This window comes from Acidovorax sp. sif1233 (assembly GCF_019218755.1).
Taxonomy (GTDB): Bacteria; Pseudomonadota; Gammaproteobacteria; order Burkholderiales; family Burkholderiaceae_C; genus Acidovorax.
Map to the genome: position 1 here is coordinate 1 of NZ_JAHUWZ010000006.1, position 17,820 is coordinate 17,820.

The 17,820-nt window shown below is 69.8% G+C and carries 12 protein-coding genes; 4 read left to right on the forward strand and 8 right to left on the reverse strand.

Annotation, left to right across the window (positions count from 1 at the left end):
* Nucleotides 1–258: 258 nt before the first annotated feature.
* The 5 genes from KW843_RS19010 to KW843_RS19030 all read right to left on the reverse strand — a co-directional run bounded on the left by KW843_RS19010 (nucleotide 259) and on the right by KW843_RS19030 (nucleotide 5,711).
* On the reverse strand, nucleotides 259–1,026 hold the full coding sequence (locus KW843_RS19010; RefSeq protein ID WP_218296735.1) for a class II glutamine amidotransferase: 768 nt from the start codon (nucleotides 1,024–1,026) through the stop codon (nucleotides 259–261).
* Nucleotides 1,027–1,055: 29 nt separating this feature from the next.
* A complete protein-coding gene (locus KW843_RS19015; protein WP_218296736.1) occupies nucleotides 1,056–2,552 on the reverse strand; it encodes an MFS transporter in 1,497 nt (498 codons plus the stop codon).
* Nucleotides 2,553–2,732: 180 nt separating this feature from the next.
* Entirely contained in the window at nucleotides 2,733–2,939 is a 207-nt protein-coding gene (locus KW843_RS19020) for a 4-oxalocrotonate tautomerase (RefSeq protein WP_370627859.1), read from the reverse strand.
* 24 nt (nucleotides 2,940–2,963) lie between these two features.
* Nucleotides 2,964–3,236, reverse strand: coding sequence for a cysteine-rich CWC family protein (locus KW843_RS19025; protein WP_218296738.1), 273 nt, complete (start codon nucleotides 3,234–3,236; stop codon nucleotides 2,964–2,966).
* 264 nt (nucleotides 3,237–3,500) lie between these two features.
* Nucleotides 3,501–5,711: a malate synthase G gene (locus KW843_RS19030; protein WP_218296739.1), complete on the reverse strand. Its 2,211-nt coding sequence runs from the start codon at nucleotides 5,709–5,711 to the stop codon at nucleotides 3,501–3,503.
* 232 nt (nucleotides 5,712–5,943) lie between these two features.
* Here KW843_RS19030 and KW843_RS19035 point away from each other — a divergent pair, with 232 nt between their 5' ends.
* From KW843_RS19035 to KW843_RS19045, 3 genes are all read left to right on the forward strand, one after another.
* Complete coding sequence (locus tag KW843_RS19035) at nucleotides 5,944–7,869, forward strand: acyl CoA:acetate/3-ketoacid CoA transferase (RefSeq protein WP_218296740.1); 1,926 nt, start codon at nucleotides 5,944–5,946, stop codon at nucleotides 7,867–7,869.
* Nucleotides 7,870–8,001: 132 nt separating this feature from the next.
* Nucleotides 8,002–8,925, forward strand: a complete 924-nt coding sequence (locus KW843_RS19040; protein ID WP_218296741.1) for a LysR family transcriptional regulator — start codon at nucleotides 8,002–8,004, stop codon at nucleotides 8,923–8,925.
* 161 nt (nucleotides 8,926–9,086) lie between these two features.
* The gene (locus KW843_RS19045; protein ID WP_218296742.1) at nucleotides 9,087–9,731 is read left to right on the forward strand and encodes a response regulator transcription factor; all 645 of its coding nucleotides are present in this window, start codon (nucleotides 9,087–9,089) and stop codon (nucleotides 9,729–9,731) included.
* A gap of 217 nt (nucleotides 9,732–9,948) precedes the next feature.
* On the opposite strand, the gene KW843_RS19050 is transcribed toward KW843_RS19045, so the two are convergent.
* Nucleotides 9,949–12,630: a PAS-domain containing protein gene (locus KW843_RS19050; RefSeq protein WP_218296743.1), complete on the reverse strand. Its 2,682-nt coding sequence runs from the start codon at nucleotides 12,628–12,630 to the stop codon at nucleotides 9,949–9,951.
* Between the two features lie 234 nt (nucleotides 12,631–12,864).
* Between KW843_RS19050 and KW843_RS19055 the strand changes: the two genes are divergently transcribed.
* Nucleotides 12,865–14,220, forward strand: coding sequence for a dicarboxylate/amino acid:cation symporter (locus KW843_RS19055; RefSeq protein ID WP_218296744.1), 1,356 nt, complete (start codon nucleotides 12,865–12,867; stop codon nucleotides 14,218–14,220).
* A gap of 115 nt (nucleotides 14,221–14,335) precedes the next feature.
* Here KW843_RS19055 and KW843_RS26940 read toward each other — a convergent pair whose 3' ends face one another.
* Both KW843_RS26940 and KW843_RS19065 read right to left on the reverse strand, forming a co-directional pair.
* Nucleotides 14,336–16,594: an IPTL-CTERM sorting domain-containing protein gene (locus KW843_RS26940; RefSeq protein WP_304505118.1), complete on the reverse strand. Its 2,259-nt coding sequence runs from the start codon at nucleotides 16,592–16,594 to the stop codon at nucleotides 14,336–14,338.
* A 67-nt stretch (nucleotides 16,595–16,661) separates the two neighbouring features.
* Nucleotides 16,662–17,690 carry a right-handed parallel beta-helix repeat-containing protein gene (locus KW843_RS19065; RefSeq protein ID WP_218296745.1) on the reverse strand — a complete coding sequence of 343 codons (1,029 nt, stop codon included), beginning with the start codon at nucleotides 17,688–17,690 and terminating at the stop codon, nucleotides 16,662–16,664.
* Nucleotides 17,691–17,820 lie beyond the last annotated feature (130 nt).

A 17,820-nucleotide genomic window follows, 5' to 3' on the forward strand; every position in this document is an offset into this window, starting at 1 on the left:
CGAACAGGACAGTGAAACGACTTTGCGCCGATGATAGTGCGGGTTCCCGTGTGAAAGTAGGTCATCGTCAGGCTCTTACAGCCCAGAAAACCCCAGTCAGCAATGACTGGGGTTTTTTGCTTTGGGGAACGGCGAAAAGCACGTTGTGGGCAGTGCGTCTTCCGTGACACCACTGGCGTTTAGGGACGCTAAGCCCGGCAGGCGCGGGCGGTACACCCCGAGGGATCGAGGGAAGGGCCTGCGCGAAAGCCCGGTGGCTCAACCGCCTTGCCGCTGTCCGTCCACGAACACCAGCAGTTCTTCCTTGCCGAAGGCCGTCCACTCCTCATTGGTGGTGAGGGGGGCCGTCACGATCACGGCCACGCGGTCCGTGGCCGTGGTCCGGGTGGCGAAGTCGATGCGCACGTCCTCGTCCGACAACTGTGCCTCGCTGAACGGGTGTTTGCGCTCGATGTAGTACAGCCCTGTGGATGCATGGGCCCACAGCGCCTGGCCGTTGGAGAGCAGGAAATTGAAGGTGCCATGCGGCGCGATGCGCGCGGCCAGCTCTTTCAAGGTGATGGTCAGTTCGGCAATGCTGGGCACGCTGGCATGGGACTTGGCCAGCTCCTGCATGATCCAGCAGAAGGCGTGCTCGCTGTCGGTATCCCCCACCGGATGGAAATGCGCATGCAGGCGGGGGCGGAAGTCCTTCAAGTCACCGTTGTGGGCGAACACCCAGTACCGGCCCCACAGCTCGCGCACGAAGGGGTGGCAGTTCTGCAGGCTCACCACACCCTGGGTGGCCTTGCGGATGTGCGCGATCACGTTGCGGCTCTGGATGGGGTAGCGGCGGATCAACTCCGCCACGGGCGAATTCACGGCGGGCAGATGGTCCACGAAGTGCCGCAGTCCCCGGTCTTCGAAAAAGGCGATGCCCCAGCCGTCGGCATGGTCGGCCGTATTGCCGCCGCGCTGCGCGAAACCGGTGAAGCTGAAGGTCACGTCGGTCGGCGTGTTGCAGTTCATACCGAGCAGTTGGCACATGGTCGAGCAAAGTCCGGATCAATCGGCCATCAGGCCGGGGGTGAAGGGGGGGAGGTATCGGCCGGCGCCGCAGGCGCTTCGCGCAGCTGCCACGCGGCCACCAGGGCCAGCAGGCACAGCGCGGTCAGCATCAGAAAGGTCTCGCCAAAGGCGTCGATGCGGGCCGTGTTGCTCGCGCCCGAGGTCAGCGATGCACCATGCGCCCCCAGGCGCCACTCCAGCACGATACCGCACAGGCTCACGCCGGCGGCCCCGCCGAGCATGCGCAGGAAGCCGATGGCGCTCGATCCCTGCGAGATCAGCGACTTGTCCAGCGGCCGCATGGCCCCCAGGTTGAGCGACGGCAGGATGAAGCCGAGTCCGATGCGGCCCAGGATCGCAAAAGCCACCAGCATCCACAGTGCGGAGCCCAGGCCCACCAGCACCATGAGCCCGAACGACAGGGCCAGCAGGGCCAGGCCGATGCTCACCAGCAGGTGCGTGGGCTGCCTGTCGGCCAGCCGTCCCACCAGGGCGATGGTGATGGCCAGCACGAAGCCCGCGGGCAGCATGATGGTGCCCACGTGCGAGGCCGAGAGCGACAACCCCAGTTGCATGAACACCGGCAACAGGTAGGTGGAGCCGAACAGCGCCGTGCCATAGATGAACGCCACGATGCTGCCCATGGCGAACTGCCGGTACTGGAACAACCGCAAATCCATCAGCGGCTTGCGCCCCTGCCGCAGCTGCCGGCGTTGCCAGCCGATGAAGAGGCCCGTGGCGACCACGGCACCGGCCAGCAACAGGATGGCCTCCGATGCGGTGCCCCCATGCAGTGCCACCAGCCCATTGAGCAGGCACAGCGTCCCGGCCGTGCCCAGCGCCAGGCCGCGCCAGTCGAGCGCCTCGCCCTGGCGGTTGGCGGCCACGCCGCCCGGCGCGGTGACGGGCACGAATTTGTAGGCGAGCCAGAGGGAGGCCAGGCACAGCGGCACGACCATGAAGAAAATGGAGCGCCAGCCGAACCAGTCGACCAGCAGGCCGCCGATGCTCGGTCCGATGGCGGGCGCCAGCACCACGCCCATGCCGAAGATGCCGCTGGCGCGGCCTTGCTCGTGGGGCTGGAAGGCGTAGAGGATGATGACGGCGGGAATGGGCTGCACGATGCCGGCCGCCAGCCCCTCGGCCACCCGGGCGGCCAGCACCAGGCCGAAATCACGGGCCAGCCCGCCGCCGATGCCGCCGGCCAGCAGCAGGAGCATGGCGCCCACATAGGTGGCGCGGTAGCCATAGCGGGACAGGAGCCACGGCGTGGTCAGCATCGAGACCGTGGTGGCCACCATGAAGCCCGAGGTGACCCATTGGGCGCGCTCCTGGCCCAGGGTGAAGTAGTGGCTCATGTCGGGGATGGCCACGTTCACGATGGTCGACGACATGATCGACGCCATCGTGCCGACCATGACGGACAGCAGCAGCAGCCAGCGGTAGCGCTCGCCATGGCGTTCGCGCAGGGCGGCGAGGGAACTAGAAGAAGGCTGTGTTTTCATGGATCGGTGGGCTGGCGATCAGTTGCGAAGAAGCACGGATTCTTCAATGGGCTGGCGCAGCCCCAGGTCAGCGCAGCCAGGGACGGGCCGCCCCGCACCGAGGACCGGGCCCTCCCTTTCTCGGATTGTTGCAAAGCAATTCGAGAGCAGGGGGAAGGCGCCCAGTGCCTCAGGGGGATGTCAGCTCCTCTCCGACCAGAGCTTGCCGCCCGTGGCCCAGTTCTCCCGCTTGACGTCGGTGATCAGGATGTCCACCGACTCGGGCGAACCGCCGAGCACCTCGACGGAGACGCGGGTGATCTCTTCCACCAGCTTGCGCTTTTGCTCGACCGTGCGGCCTTCCATCATTTCGACGTGGTACGTGGGCATATCAGCCTCCTTGGAGATAGTTGCAGAAAACAAAAGCGGAAATCATATCGGCGCCGGCGCGTCTTCAGAGGCGCCGGGCCGGGGCGCCGCTGGAGCGCCCCGCGCGCCGCACGCAGGACAGATACACACCTGGCCCCGTGCTGGGGCCGGCAGCGCCGCCAGCGCTTCCGGGTTGATCACCCGCGCCATGCACCAGCAGCTCTCGGCGGGCTGGCCCGCCGCGATGGCGCACTGGTTCGGCTGGCCGCACAGGGGGCAGCTGGAGGAGGGGGAGGAAGACGGCGCAGCGGATGGCGGGGCACTGGAGGGCGGCATGATGGCGGGCGGCACGCGCCCGCTGTGGATGGGAGGCGGCTGCGGGCCCAGTGTAAGGCGCCTGCGGCGTCCCGTCTTCCGCGCAGCGGGAAAGCCTGGGCGCCGGTGCCATGCGCGGCGGGCGGTCCGTGCCGCGCACCACTGGCACGTGGCCCGCCGCAGCCAGGGCAATCCATAAAAAAACAGCTGCCAGCGCTTGATGGGCAGGCGCTGGCAGCTATCAATAGGTGAGCGTGGCGCGCTTTGCGCGCGGCGCTCCCGGAATCAGGTGGCCTGTGCGGCCTTGAGCTTCAGGCGCCAGGCATGCAGCAGGGGTTCGGTGTAGCCGCTGGGCTGCTCCTGGCCCTTGAAGACCAGGTCGCAGGCGGCCTGGTAGGCCATGCTGGTGGCGAAGTGGCCCGCCATCGGCTGGTACAGCGGGTCGCCCGCGTTCTGGCCGTCCACCACCGCGGCCATGCGCTCGAAGGTCTCGCGCACCTGCGCTTCGGTCACCACGCCGTGCAGCAGCCAGTTGGCCATGTGCTGGCTGCTGATGCGCAGCGTGGCACGGTCTTCCATCAGGCCCACGTTGTGGATGTCGGGCACCTTGGAGCAGCCCACGCCCTGGTCCACCCAGCGCACCACATAGCCCAGGATGCCCTGGGCGTTGTTGTCCAGCTCCTGCTGCTTCTCGGCGTCGCTCCAGTTGGGGGCGGCTGCCACGGGCACGGTGAGCAGGCCGGTCAGCAGGTTGTCGCGCTCGGCGTTCACGTCGGTCTTCTCCAGGCCGATCTGGATCTCGGCCACGTTGACCTGGTGGTAGTGCAGCGCGTGCAGCGTCGCGCCGGTAGGGCTGGGCACCCAGGCGGTGTTGGCGCCGGCCTTGGGGTGGGCGATCTTTTGCTTGAGCATCTCGGCCATCAGGTCGGGCATGGCCCACATGCCCTTGCCGATCTGTGCCTTGCCGCGCAGGCCGCAGGAGAGGCCCACCAGCACGTTGTTCTTCTCGTACGACTGGATCCAGGCGCTGGTCTTCATGTCGCCCTTGCGCACCATGGGGCCGGCGTGCATGGCGGTGTGCATCTCGTCGCCGGTGCGGTCCAGGAAGCCGGTGTTGATGAACGCCACGCGGCTCGATGCAGCGGCAATGCAGGCCTTGAGGTTGACGGAGGTGCGGCGCTCTTCGTCCATGATGCCCAGCTTCACGGTGTTGGCGGGCAGGCCCAGCAGTTGCTCCACGCGGCCGAACAGGTCGCTGGCAAAGCCCACCTCGGCCGGGCCGTGCATCTTGGGCTTGACGATGTAGACGCTGCCCTTGCGGGAGTTGCGGATACCGTTCGCGCCGTGGCCTTGCAGGTCGTGCAATGCGATGGCCGTTGTGACCACTGCATCCATGATGCCTTCTGGGATCTCGCGCTGCGCGCCCTGCGCGTCGGTCCAGAGAATGGCCGGGTTGGTCATCAGGTGGCCCACGTTGCGCAGGAACATGAGCGAGCGGCCGTGCAGGCGCACCTCGCCACCTTGCGGGCCCGTATAGATGCGGTCAGGGTTCAGCCCGCGCGTGATGGTCTTGCCGCCCTTGGCGACCTGCTCGGTCAGCGTGGCCTGGATGATGCCCAGCCAGTTGCTGTAGCCCAGCACCTTGTCCTCAGCGTCCACAGCGGCCACGGAGTCTTCCAGGTCCAGGATGGTGGAGAGCGCGGCTTCCAGCACCAGGTCGCTCACGCCCGCCGCATCGGACTGGCCGATGGGCGTGGAACGGTCGATCTGGATGTCCAGGTGCAGGCCGTTGTGCTGCAGCAGCACCGACGAAGGCGCCGCGGCGTTGCCCTGGTAGCCCTTGAACTGCGAGGGATCCTTCAGGCCCGTGGTGCTCCCGTTGGCGAACGAGACGACCAGCTGGCCGCCTTCCACCTTGTAGCCCGTCGAATCCTTGTGCGAACCCGCAGCCAGCGGCGCGGTGTCGTCCAGCACCTGGCGCGCGAACGCGATCACCTTGGCGCCGCGCACGGGGTTGTAGCCCTTGCCCTTTTCGGCGCCGCCTTCTTCGCTGATGGCATCCGTGCCGTACAGCGCGTCATACAGGCTGCCCCAGCGCGCGTTGGCGGCGTTCAGCGCATAGCGGGCGTTCAGGATGGGCACCACCAGCTGCGGGCCGGCCTGCGTGGCCAGCTCGTCGTCCACATTGGCGGTGGTGGCCTTCACATCGGCGGGCTGGGGCACCAGGTAGCCGATCTTTTCCAGGAAACCACGGTAGGCCACCATGTCCTTGATGGGGCCGGGATTGGCCTTGTGCCAGGTATCGAGCTCGGTCTGCAGGCGGTCGCGCTCGGCCAGCAGGGCGATGTTGCGCGGGGCCAGGTCGGCCACGATGGCGTCAAAGCCCTTCCAGAAGGCGGCGGCATCGACACCCGTGCCGGGCAGCACCTTGTCTTCGACAAAGCGGTACAGGGAGGTGGCCACTTGCAGGCCGTGGACTTTGGTGCGATCGGTCATGGGGTGCCTAGAAAGTTGTGCAAACGTGAATCAATGAAAAAGAAAACGGGACCTGCATGAGCAGGCCATGGACAGACTGTATTGCAAATATTTGCCCACATAAATACGCTGAAAATCTCTAAACCAGTGACTTTTACGCACAGCTGGTGGCCGTCCGTAGTCGCCCGGAATGGTGCTTTGGCCGGTTACCCACTACGCTGCGCACACAACAAACCCACCGGGAGACAAACCCATGCAGGCACCCCTGGCCGCTGGCGCGCTGAACGCAGCCTACAAGAACAAGATCGTCAGCGCCGCCGACGCGGTGTTGCTCATCCACGATGGCGACACCGTGGCCACGGGCGGCTTCGTCGGCATCGGCTTTGCCGAGAGCATCGCCGTGGCGCTCGCCCAGCGCTGGGAGGCCACACAGACCCCGCGCGACCTCACCCTGGTCTACGCCGCAGGCCAGGGCGACGGCAAGCAGCGCGGCCTCAACCACCTGGGCCACGCGGGCCTGCTCAGGCGCGTGATCGGCGGGCACTGGAGCCTGGTGCCGCGCATCCAGAAGCTCGCGGTGGACAACCAGATCGAGGCCTGGAACCTGCCGCAGGGCGTGATCACGCACCTGTTTCGCGACATCGCCGCGGGCAAGCCCGGCACGCTCACGCGCGTGGGTCTCGACACCTTCGTGGACCCGCGCCACGGCGGTGGCAAGCTCAACGCGCGCACCACCGAGGATCTGGTGCGCGTCCTGCCCATCGACGGGCAGGACTACCTGTTCTACAAGGCCTTCCCGATCCACGTCGGCATCATCCGCGCGACGACGGCCGACGCGGACGGCAACCTCACCATGGAGCGCGAGGCGCTCACGCTCGAAGCGCTGGCCATCGCCATGGCCGCGCGCAACTCGGGCGGCGTGGTCATCGCGCAGGTCGAGCGCATCGCCGAACGCGGCACGCTCAACCCCCGGCAGGTGAAGGTGCCCGGCGTGCTGGTGGACGCCGTGGTGCTGGCCACCGAGCCCGCGCACCACCACCAGACCTTTGCCGAGCCCTACAGCGCCGCGTTCGCGGGCGAATTGCGCGTGCCCGTGGACACGCTGGAGGCCATGCCCCTGACCGAGCGCAAGATCATCGCCCGCCGCGCGGCGCTGGAGCTGCGCCCGCACCAGGTGGTGAACCTGGGGATCGGCATGCCCGAGGGCGTGGCCAACGTGGCGGCCGAGGAGCGCATCATCGACCTGGTCACGCTCACGGCCGAGCCCGGCGTGATCGGCGGCATCCCCGCCGGGGGCCTGAACTTCGGCGCGGCCGTGAACCCGCAGGCCATCATCGACCAGCCCAACCAGTTCGACTTCTACGACGGCGGCGGCCTGGACATCGCCATCCTGGGCCTGGCGCAGGCCGACCAGCACGGCAACCTCAACGTGAGCAAGTTCGGGCCGCGCCTGGCGGGTGCGGGCGGCTTCATCAACATCAGCCAGAACGCCAAGACCGTGGTGTTCGTCGGCACGTTCACGGCGGGGGCGCTGCAGGTGGAGGCGGTCGACGGCCACCTGCACATCCTGCACGAAGGCGGCGCGCGCAAGCTGGTGCGCGAGGTCGAGCACCGCACCTTCAGCGGCGCCGAGGCGCTGCGGCGCGGCCAGCGCGTGCTGTACGTCACCGAGCGCTGCGTGTTCCGCCTGGTGCCCTCGGGCGAGGAGGGCGGCAGCGGCGCGCTGGAGCTGATCGAGCTGGCGCCCGGCATCGACCTGCACCGCGACGTGCTCGCCCACATGGCCTTCACGCCGCGCATCAGCCCGGGCCTGCAGGCCATGGACATGCGCCTGTTCGAGCCCGGCCCGCTGGGCCTGCGCGAGCAGCTGCTCAACCGCCCGCTGGTGCAGCGCTTCGAGCTCGACGCCGCGCGCAGGCTGCTGCACATCGACTTCTCGGGCCTGCAGATCAACACGGCCACCACCATCGACGCCATCGAGCACGAGGTGCGCCGCCTGCTGGCACCGCTTGCCGCCCAGGGCGAGCGCGTGGAGGCCATCGTGAACTACGACCACTTCACCATCGCGCCCGACCTGGCGGATGCCTACACGGCCATGGTGCAGGGGCTCACGCGCGACCACTACGCGGACGTCAAGCGGTATGGCACGGTGGGTTTCCTCAAGTCGCGCCTGTTCTGAATGCTATAAAAACAATAGCTATTGGCGCAATGCCCCCGGGCGCTGGACGCTGTTTTTGCTTCAAGGCCGGGGGCGTAAGGCCCGTGCGGCGCCGGGCTTGCACGCCCTCGGATGTCTCCATAATCACTGCCCATGGACAAACTCAAGGCCTTCGAATCCTTTGTGTCGGTGGCCACGCGCGGCAGCCTCACGGCCGCCGCCAAGGCCGAGGGCGTGGCGCCCGCCATCATGGGGCGGCGGCTCGACGCGCTGGAAGAGCACCTGGGCGTGAAGCTGCTGGTGCGCACCACGCGGCGCATCAGCCTCACGCACGAGGGCAGCGCGTTCCTGGAAGACTGCCAGCGCCTGCTGTCCGACGTGGCCAATGCCGAGGCCAGCGTGTCGGAAGGCGGGGTCAAGGCCACGGGCCATTTGCGCATCACCGCGCCCGCGGGTTTTGGCCGCCGCCATGTGGCGCCGCTGGTGCCGCGTTTTCGCTCGGCGCACCCGGACGTGACCATCTCGCTGAACCTCAGCGACCGCGTGGTGGACCTCGCGGGGGAAGGCTTCGACTGCGCCGTGCGCGTGGGCGACCTGCCCGACTCGTCGCTGGTGAGCGTTCGCATCGCCGACAACCGCCGCCTGTGCGTGGCCACGCCCGAATACCTGGCCCGGCGCGGCACGCCGCGCGCGCCGGCCGAACTCGTGCAGCACGACTGCCTCACGCTGTCCAGCGACGCATCGCAGACGCGCGGCTGGGCGTTCCGGGTGCCCCTTGCGGATGGCGCCACGGAGGTCATGCATCTGAAGCCCGGCGGGCCGCTCGACTGCTCCGACGGCCAGGTGCTGCACGACTGGTGCCTGGGCGGCTGGGGCATCGCCTGGCGCAGCACCTGGGAGGTCGAGGCCGAGATCGCCGCTGGTCGCCTGGTCGCGGTGCTGGAGGACTTCGCCGCGCCGCCCAACGGCATCTACGTGGTGTTCCCCCAGCGCAAGCACCTGCCGCTGCGCGTGCGGCTGTGGATCGACTTCCTGAAACACCAGTACGCGCAGCCCGCGTTCTGGAAAGGCGAATGACTTCCCTGGGCCGCTGCGCGCCTTCCTCCGACGCGAAGCGGGATGCCTTCGGGGGCCAAGCCGGTTCCACGGTAGCGCTGGCCTTGGCGCGCCCCATGCGTTGGCCCGCTCCGTGCGACGTGTGGTGCTGATGGACCGCCCCGTGGCAGACTGCGCACTCCATGGCCGAGCCCACGCTTCTCGTCGCTGACGACCACCCGCTGTTCCGCGCCGCCGTGCTGCACGTGCTGCATGAGCGTCTGCCGCAGTTCCGCACGCTGGAGGCGGCCAGCGCCGCCACGCTGGGCACGGCGCTGCAGGAGCACCCCGAGGTGGAGCTGGTGCTGCTGGACCTGAGCATGCCCGGCGCGCGCGGCTTCTCCTCGCTGCTGCACGTGCGCGGCGAGTACCCCGAGCTGCCGGTGGTCATCATCTCGTCCAACGACCACCCGCGCGTGATCCGCCGCGCGCAGCAGTTCGGCGCGGCCGGTTTCATCCCCAAGTCCGCGCCGGCCGAGGCCATGGGCGAGGCCATCGAGGCCGTGCTCGACGGCGGCAGCTGGTTCCCGCCCATGGCGGCCGAGCGCTCCGAGGCCGACGCCGAACTGGCCGCGCGGCTCGCGCAGCTCACGCCCCAGCAGTTCCGCGTGCTGCTGTGCCTGGCCGACGGCCTGCTCAACAAGCAGATCGCCGCCGCGCTGGGCCTGGCGGAGAACACCGTGAAGGTGCATGTCACGGCCATCCTGAAAAAGCTCGCGTGCTACAGCCGCACGCAGGCGGCGGTGCTGGTGAAAAGCCTGGAGACGGAAGACGGCGTGTCTTCCTGAGGTCGGGATCTGAATCAAAACGGCCGCTGTCGCCTATTCATCAAGCGCTGGCAGCTACTAAAAGCGTAGCAATGAGCGCAGCCTCCCCAACCGGGCGCAGCACCATGTGCGAGACGCCGTGCGAGGGCCGCCAGCACACGGTGCCTGCACTGGCGTCGTCCCCCTTCCCGTAGCGCGCAGCGCGCAGAGAGAAAGAAGGGGGAAGCCGCGCAGCGGCTCAGGGGGATGCTCCCTGTCTCAGCAGCGTCTGGCTCACCAGCGCCCGCAGCGCCGGCGCCCGCACCGGCTTGGCCAGAAAGCCCCAGCCGCGTTCGGCCGCCTGCCGGCGCAGCGTGGCGTCGTGCTCGGCGGTGACCAGGATCACCGCTGGGGCCTGGCCCCAGCGTTCGCACAGCTGGGCGTAGACATCGGGGCCATGGTGGCGGGCGCCCAGGTGCACGTCCAGCAGCACCAGCTGCGGCGCCTGGCCGCGTTCGGCCTGGGCCAGCGCCTCGGGCGCGCCGCCGGCCAGCGGCACCTGGCAGCCCCAGCGCTCCAGCAGGGCGCGTGTCGCGGCGCAGGTGGGCCCGTCGTCCTCGATCACCCAGGCGCTGCTGCCCTGCAGCGGGGCGTCTTCCTGCGGCTGCCGTGGAGCGGCCGTGGCGGCGGCGGCTGGCTGTTGCCGCGCGGCGGCGGGGTCGCCCAGCGGCACGCGCACCCAGAACACGCTGCCGCGCCCCAGCTGCGAGCGCAGCCCGATCTCGTGCCCCAGCAGGCGGCCCAGGCGCTCGACGATGGCCAGGCCCAGGCCCGCGCCCCGGTCGTCGGCGCGGCCTTCGTCCAGGCGGCGGAACTCCTCGAAGATCTCGCGCTGCAGCGCCTCGGGGATGCCCGGGCCCTGGTCGTGCACCTCGATGCGCAGGTGGTCGCCGGCCCTGCGGCAGCCCACCACGATGCGCCCCTGCCGGCTGTAGCGGATGGCGTTGGAGACGAAGTTCTGCAGGATGCGGCGCAGCAGGTTCTCGTCGGTGCGCACCACGGCGCGCGTGGGCACGCAGCGGAGCTGCAGGCCCTGGCCCTCGGCCAGCACGCCGAAGTTGTGGGCCAGCACCTGCAGCAGCGGGCCCAGGGCCACGTCGTGGATGTGCACGTCCAGTTGCCCCGACTCCATGCGCGAGATATCGAGCAGGCTGCTCAGGATCGCGTCCTGCGAAGCGAGCGCGCCGTCGATGCTGTCCACCGTGCGCCGCTCGGCGTCGTCCTGCAGGTGGCTGCGCAGCAGCGAGGTGAACATGCGCGCGGCGTTCAGCGGCTGCAGCAGGTCGTGCACGGCGGCCGCGACGAAGCGGGTCTTGTAGCGGTTGGCGCGCTCGGCCTCGCGCCGCGCGGCGTCCAGGTCGCGCGTGCGGTCGGCCACGCGCTGCTCCAGCGCATCGGCGAGGCTGCGCAGTTCGCGTGCGGCGTTCTTGTAGCTGGTGATGTCGGCATAGCTGGTCACGAAGCCGCCCTCGGGCAGCGGGTTGCCGCGGATCTCGAGCACCGTGCCATCGCCCTTGGCGCTCTCGTGCAGATGGGGCAGGCCGCTGCGCAGGTGCGACAGGCGCCGCTCGATCGCCTCGTCGGCCGGGCCGGGGCCCAGCAGGCCGCGGCGCGCGTTGTGGCGCAGCAGGTCCGCGATGGGCTGGCCCACGCGCATCAGGTCGGCGGGGTAGCGAAACAGCTGCACGTAGCGCGAGTTCCAGGCCACGAGGTTCAGGTCGGCATCGATGATGACCACGCCCTGGGGCAGGTGCTCCAGGCTGCGCGACAGGCCCGTGTCGGTCTGCTGGGCGGCCTGCTGCGCCGCCTGCACGATCCCGTCCTGGGCGGTGCGCAGCTCCTGCGCGTGCTGCTGCAGCACGGTCTCCAGCTCCTGGCGGCTGCGCTGGCGCAGGTTCGCCAGGCGCTGCCGCTGGCGCACGAACAGCACCAGCAGGGCCAGTGCCAGCCACCCGCCGCCGCCGGCCGCCGCGGCCCAGCGGCTGTCGGCGATGCTGCTGTGCGTGTCGTGCACCAGGTGCAGCTGCCAGGGCGTGCCGGGCAGCGGCTGGGTCTGCCACAGCACGCGGCCGGGCAGGGGCGGCAGGTCGGGCGACAACAGGCGCACCAGGCGGCCGCCGTTGTCCATGTGGTCGTCCACGCGCCAGGCCAGCGGGCGCAGCGGCTGGTTCGAATACTGGCGCGTGGCGTTGAGCTCGCGGCGCTCCTCGTCGCCCAGGGGCTCCAGCAGGCGGTAGCGCCACGCGTCCTGGCTGGCCAGGAACACCACGCCGTGCGCGTCGGAGGCCAGCACGATGTCCGGCGTCTGCAGCCACTCGCGCTCGAGCTCCTGCAGCGCGATCTTGATCGCCACCAGACCCAGCGTGTGGCCGCTGGCGTCGCGGATGGCCTGCGACAGGAAGTAGCCCGGCTCGCCCGTGGTCACGCCGATGCCGTAGAAGCTGCCGCGCCCCTGCGCCAGCGCCTCCTGCACATACGGGCGAAAGCTGTAGTCCACCCCCACGTTGCTGGTGGTGGTGCGCCAGTTGCTGGCCGCCACGGCCAGCCCTTCGCGGTTGAGCAGGGTGAGCGTGGACGACTGGCTCGCGCCGTTGGCCTGCTCCAGCTTGAGGTTGAGCTGCTCCACCTCCGCCGGGCTCAGGGCGCGGGTCAGCGCATCCTGCAGCTGCGCGTCCAGCGCCAGCACCTCGGGCAGGGTGCGGTAGCGGTCGATGCGCTGGGCCAGCGTCTGGCCGTACAGGGTCAGCTGCTGCTGCACGCTGTCGCTCTCCTCGTGCAGCGAACGCTGCCACGCCCACTGCCCGGCCACGAACATGCTGCCCGCCATGCCGGTGAGGAGGATCAGCAGGGTCCAGAATTTGCGAAGGCGCGGCGTCGTCATGGGGCAGAAATCAGGGGGCCGGGAGCGTGCCCCGGGCTGTGATGGTGAGGGCAGCGAGTGTGCCTCACCTCGCTGGCGCCTAGGGGTTTTCCCTATATTGGGGCACGGGGCGCCCTCTGGCGGTGCCACCGACTAATACCAATAGGTTATCGGCTGAATCCGGGGGCGGCTGTACAAACGGCACCCTCGACGCACCCCGCTGGTGCAGTCACCGTGATTTCAGGAGACATCCCCATGCACGCCATTACCGCCCCCACCGCCCATCCCGTGCGGCTTCCCTTTTACCGGCAACTGTACTTCCAGGTGGTGGTCGCCATCGTCCTCGGGGTGCTGCTGGGCCACTTCGAGCCGGCCTACGGCGAGGCGCTCAAGCCGCTGGGCGACGCGTTCATCAAGCTGGTGAAGATGATCATCGCCCCGGTGATCTTCCTGACCATCGTGACCGGCATCGCGGGCATGTCGCAGCTCTCCACCGTGGGCCGGGTGTTCGGCAAGGCCATGGCGTACTTCCTGTTCTTCTCCACGCTGGCGCTGGTCGTCGGCCTGGTGGTGGCCAACGTGGTGCAGCCCGGCGCGGGCATGAACATCAACCCCGCCGACCTGGACCAGACGGCCGTGAAGACCTACGTGGCCAAGTCGCACGAGATGTCGCTCACCGGCTTCGCGATGGACATCATCCCCAAGACGCTGGTCAGCCCCTTCGTGGGCGACAACATCCTGCAGGTGCTGCTGGTGGCCGTGCTGTTCGGCATCGCGCTGGCCATGGTGGGCGAGGCCGGCCGCCCGGTGCAGAATTTTCTGGAAGCGCTGACCACGCCCGTGTTCAAGGTGGTGGGCATCGTGATGAAGGCCGCGCCCATCGGCGCGTTCGGCGCCATGGCCTTCACCATCGGCAAGTTCGGCCTGGGTTCGCTCGTCAACCTGGCCTGGCTGGTGGGCTCGTTCTACATCACCTCGCTGCTGTTCGTGGTGGTCATCCTGGGCTTCGTGGCCCGGCTGTGCGGCTTCTCGGTGCTCAAGCTGTGCCGCTACCTGAAGGCCGAGCTGATGCTGGTGCTGGGCACCTCGTCGTCCGAATCGGCCCTGCCGTCGCTGATGGAGAAGATGGAAAAGGCCGGCTGCAGCAAGTCGGTGGTGGGCCTCGTGGTGCCCACGGGCTACTCGTTCAACCTGGACGGCACCAACATCTACATGACGCTGGCCGCGCTGTTCATCGCCCAGGCCACCAACACCGAACTCTCGCTGGGCCACCAGGTGGCGCTGCTGCTGGTGGCCATGCTGTCGTCCAAGGGCGCGGCGGGCGTGACCGGCGCGGGCTTCATCACCCTGGCCGCCACCCTGGCCGTGGTGCCCGAGGTGCCGGTGGCCGGCATGGCGCTGATCCTGGGCGTGGACCGCTTCATGAGCGAGTGCCGCTCGCTGACCAACTTCATCGGCAACGCGGTCGCCACCGTGGTCGTCTCGCGCTGGGAAAACGCGCTGGACCACGAACGCCTGGACGCCGCGCTGAACGGCCATCCGCTGCCCGCCCCCGGGGTGGTGCCCGCCGCCGAGGTGCCCCTGGGCGCGGTGGCCCGCTCCGCGGCCTGATACGTCGCCACTCGCCGCCGCAGCGGCGCAGGCCCCGGGGCTTGTGCCGCTTTTTTTTGCTATTGATGTAATAGCTACTTGCGCTTGCTGGACAAGCGCTGGCCCCCGTCTGTGTTCAGGCGAATGCCTTGCGCCGCTGCGCCACCATGCCTGCCGAGCCCGCCAGCAGCGTGAGCAGCAGCAAGCCCCATCCGCCCAGTGCCGGGATGCCATGGGCGCTGGGGGGGGCGGCGGCCAGGGGCATCGCCGGGTCCAGGATCTCGCCGTTCTGCAGGCCATCGTCATCGCCCACGCCGCCGTCGGTCACGTCAAAGCCCACGGTGTTGCCGTTGATGAGCAGGTTGCCGGGCGTGATGAAGTTGCCATGGCTGTGCTTGATGAAGTCGTCCACCGCCTGCGGCCAGATGGTGGTGACGCGCACCGTCGCGCCCGGGGTGCAGCCCACCAGCTTGAAGCGGAATGCGCCTTGCGGCGCGGTGCGGCCTGGCGGCGTTGCGGCCGCCGCGATGAACCCGGTGGCCGCCGGGTCGAAGCGGCAGCCCGCCCCCCCGCCGGTGAAGCTGGCGCTGGCCGCGCCCCCCGCGCCGCCGGCCGGCACGGTGGTGCCGGTGGCGGTGGTGATGGCCGCGTACTGCGCCTGCACGCTGCGCGGGGCCTGCACGTTGGCGAGGGTGCAGGTGCGGCTGGGCAGGTCCACGCCGTCGCAGCCGGTAAAGCCGGTGAAGGTGAAGCCCGCGTGGGGCGCGCTGGCGGTGCAGGTGGCGCCGCCGCCGTGGTTCACGCTCGCCGGGCAGGTGACGATGCCGCCGCCGGCGGGCGATGCGCTGGCGCTGAGGGCATGGGTGTTGATGGCGAAGCTCGCCGTCACGCTGCGCGCCTGGTCCAGGGTGACGGTGCAGGTGGTGGCGCTGCCGGCGCAGTCGCCGCCCCACACCACGTGCCAGTCGGTGGCGGGCGTGGCCGTGAGGGTCACCACGCCGCCCGCGAGGTAGCTGGCCTCGCAGGTGCCGCTGCTCGCAATGCAGTTGGTGATCTGGCCTGCCGTGGGGGCGGGCGGGGCCGTGGCGCCCACGCTGCCGCCCGTGGACAGCACGGCCAGTTGCAGCAGCTTGTCGTCGCGCAGGTCGGCGTCGGCGCGGTCAGGGCCTGCGTTCCGGCCCCGCATCCCGGCGCCGGCCGCGTTGCCGCTGACGCTGTGTTCGCAGCCGGGCGCCAGGGTCAGCTGGCCATCGTTCCACAGCCCGCCCACGGCCTGGCCGCCAGCGAAGCTGGCAGGGTGACCACTACCGCCACCGCCCGCGGCCAGGTTGGCGCTGATGGCGCAGCCCGCGCCCTGCACCGTGAGTTGCGCGCCCGGCGCGTTGTAGATGCCGCCGGCCGCCGCGCCGCCGGCGCTATTTCCGCCGCCGCTAATCCATCCCCCGCCCCCGCCGCCGCCCACCCAGACGCCGCCGAGCGCGGCATACCCCCCGCCGCCGCCCGTGTCACCAGCATTTCCTGGAAAGCCCGTGCTGCCGGTGCCGCCGTTTCCTGCAAGGGTTGCGCCTGCGCCGCCGCTGCTGCCGTTGCTGCCGTTCCCGGCGTCGGTGTTTCCACCGCCGCCGCCATAGCCGCCACCTCCCGCGCCGTACCATCCGCCACCGCCACCGCCGCCCGCCCAGCCACCGCCGCCGGCACCGCCACCACCGGCGCCACCGCCCCCCGCGCCCCCGCCATGGCTGCCGCTGCCGCCATTGCTGAAACCCTCCCCACCCGTTGGCGCATCGATGGCGCCGCTACCGCCTCCATTGAGGCTGCTGCCATTGCCTCCGCTGCCGCCCGCGCCCTTGATCTCGCCCGGCTGGCCGATGTTCAGCCCCACGCCGCTGCCCCCGCCGCCGCCGCCCATGCCGCTCTGCCCGCCGCCCGTGGCGTAGTTGCCCTGCACCTGCACGCCGTCGAGCGTGAGCGTGCCATCGTTGCGGATGCCCGCGCCCCAGGACGAGCCCGACTGCGCCGTGCCGCCCACGTCGATCCCCTTGCCTGCCAGCAGCCCGCGCGTGATGACCAGCCCGCGCAGGGTGGCGGTGGCGCCCGCGTTGACCCACAGCACGCGGCCCCGAAGCTGCCCGTCCAGCGTGACGCCGGGGCCGTCGATGGTGACGCTCTTGCCGATGACGAGCTGGCCCTGCAGCGCCACGCGGGACACGCCGCCCGCGAAGGCGATGGTGTCGCCGCTGGCGTTGGCATCGGCGAGCGCCTGGCGCAGGCTGCCCGGGCCGCTGTCGTTGCCGTTGGTCACGGTGAGGCTGGCCGCCTGGGCGGCGCCAGCGGCCACCAGCGCGGCGGCGCAGGCCAGCCCGCGCAGGGGATGGGGGCACGGGGTGTGGAACATGGCTTGTTTGCTTTTGTTTTGATAGCTGTTTGCGCTTGCTGAGCGGGCGTTGAAGGGTGTTTTGGCCTTAAACGCCGCCTCGCCGCCGGTGCAAGCCCAGCGCGGCCACCAGCGCAGACAGCAGCGCCAGCGCCCAGGGCGCATCCACGGGGATGGCCGCGGGCGGCGCAAGGGGGTTGACGAAGCGGCCCGCGGCTGCGGGGCAGCTCGTGTCGCTCTCCGGCCAGTACTGGTTGCCCGTGCCGGTGAAGGGGATGGCGCTATAGCAGTTGTCGCCGGGCGTGTTGTCGGTGATCTGGTTGTGGTTCAGCGTGAACGTGTGCCCGGCCGGAGCACTGAACCGGACGCCCGCGCCCCTGTTCGCGCCGCCTGCGGCGGGGCTGGCGTTGTTGGCAATGATGCTGCCGGTGACCAGCGTGTTCACGCCGCTGTAGAGGGCGCCGCCCTGCTGGCCGGCGACGTTGCCCGTGAAGCGGCTGTTCGCCACCGTCAGCGAGCCGCTGCCCGTGCTGTAGACGGCGCCGCCCAGGCTGGCGGTGTTGGCGGTGAACTGGCTGTCCGTGATGGTCACCGTGCTGTCGCGGCTGAAGAGGCCGCCGCCGTTGGCCAGGGCCGTGTTGCCGGTGATGACGCTGTGGTCGATGTTCAGGGTGACGCCGTCCGCGTAGATGCCGCCGCCATCCGTCGGGCCGCCGCCGGCGGTATTGCCGCCGGCCAGCGTCAGCCCGCGCAGCGTGAGCGTGGTGCCCGCCAGCGTGGCGGTGACCAGGGGTGTGGCGCCGCCGCCGTCCAGGGTCACGCGCCCGCCGCCGTCGATGGTGGTGTTCGAGGCCTGGTAGATGTCCAGCGCGCTGCCCAGCGTGATGGTGCTGCCTGCGGGAAAGGCGGCGGGGTCGAACGCGATGGTGTCGGCGCCGCTGCCCAGCGCGCAGTCGGCGTCCCAGACGGTATCCGTCACCGCGCTGCCGAGGGCCTCGGTCAGGCTGCACAGGCCGTCGCCCCCCATGACGGTCGTGGTGTTGACGGTGATGGTGGCCGCGGGGGCCAGGCTGGCGGCCAGCAGGCAGGCGGCGGCGAGGGCGATTCGTTTGGGCATAAAAAAGGCTTCCAGCGCCCACACAGAAAGCGCAGGCAGCTATGAAATTGAAAGCATTGGCGTGAAGTCACAGATGGTAGGGATTGGCCATGCGCCTGTCTGTCCTCAGAACTGATGACATGGCGCTGCT

Coding starts and splice junctions, on each gene's coding strand:
- KW843_RS19025 (WP_218296738.1), bottom strand. CDS start 3,236: ATGCCGCCCTCCAGTGCCCCGCCATCCGCTGCGCCGTCTTCCTCCCCC.
- KW843_RS19035 (WP_218296740.1), top strand. CDS start 5,944: ATGCAGGCACCCCTGGCCGCTGGCGCGCTGAACGCAGCCTACAAGAAC.
- KW843_RS19045 (WP_218296742.1), top strand. CDS start 9,087: ATGGCCGAGCCCACGCTTCTCGTCGCTGACGACCACCCGCTGTTCCGC.
- KW843_RS26940 (WP_304505118.1), bottom strand. CDS start 16,594: ATGTTCCACACCCCGTGCCCCCATCCCCTGCGCGGGCTGGCCTGCGCC.
- KW843_RS19065 (WP_218296745.1), bottom strand. CDS start 17,690: ATGCCCAAACGAATCGCCCTCGCCGCCGCCTGCCTGCTGGCCGCCAGC.
- KW843_RS19055 (WP_218296744.1), top strand. CDS start 12,865: ATGCACGCCATTACCGCCCCCACCGCCCATCCCGTGCGGCTTCCCTTT.
- KW843_RS19050 (WP_218296743.1), bottom strand. CDS start 12,630: ATGACGACGCCGCGCCTTCGCAAATTCTGGACCCTGCTGATCCTCCTC.
- KW843_RS19010 (WP_218296735.1), bottom strand. CDS start 1,026: ATGTGCCAACTGCTCGGTATGAACTGCAACACGCCGACCGACGTGACC.
- KW843_RS19030 (WP_218296739.1), bottom strand. CDS start 5,711: ATGACCGATCGCACCAAAGTCCACGGCCTGCAAGTGGCCACCTCCCTG.
- KW843_RS19040 (WP_218296741.1), top strand. CDS start 8,002: ATGGACAAACTCAAGGCCTTCGAATCCTTTGTGTCGGTGGCCACGCGC.
- KW843_RS19015 (WP_218296736.1), bottom strand. CDS start 2,552: ATGAAAACACAGCCTTCTTCTAGTTCCCTCGCCGCCCTGCGCGAACGC.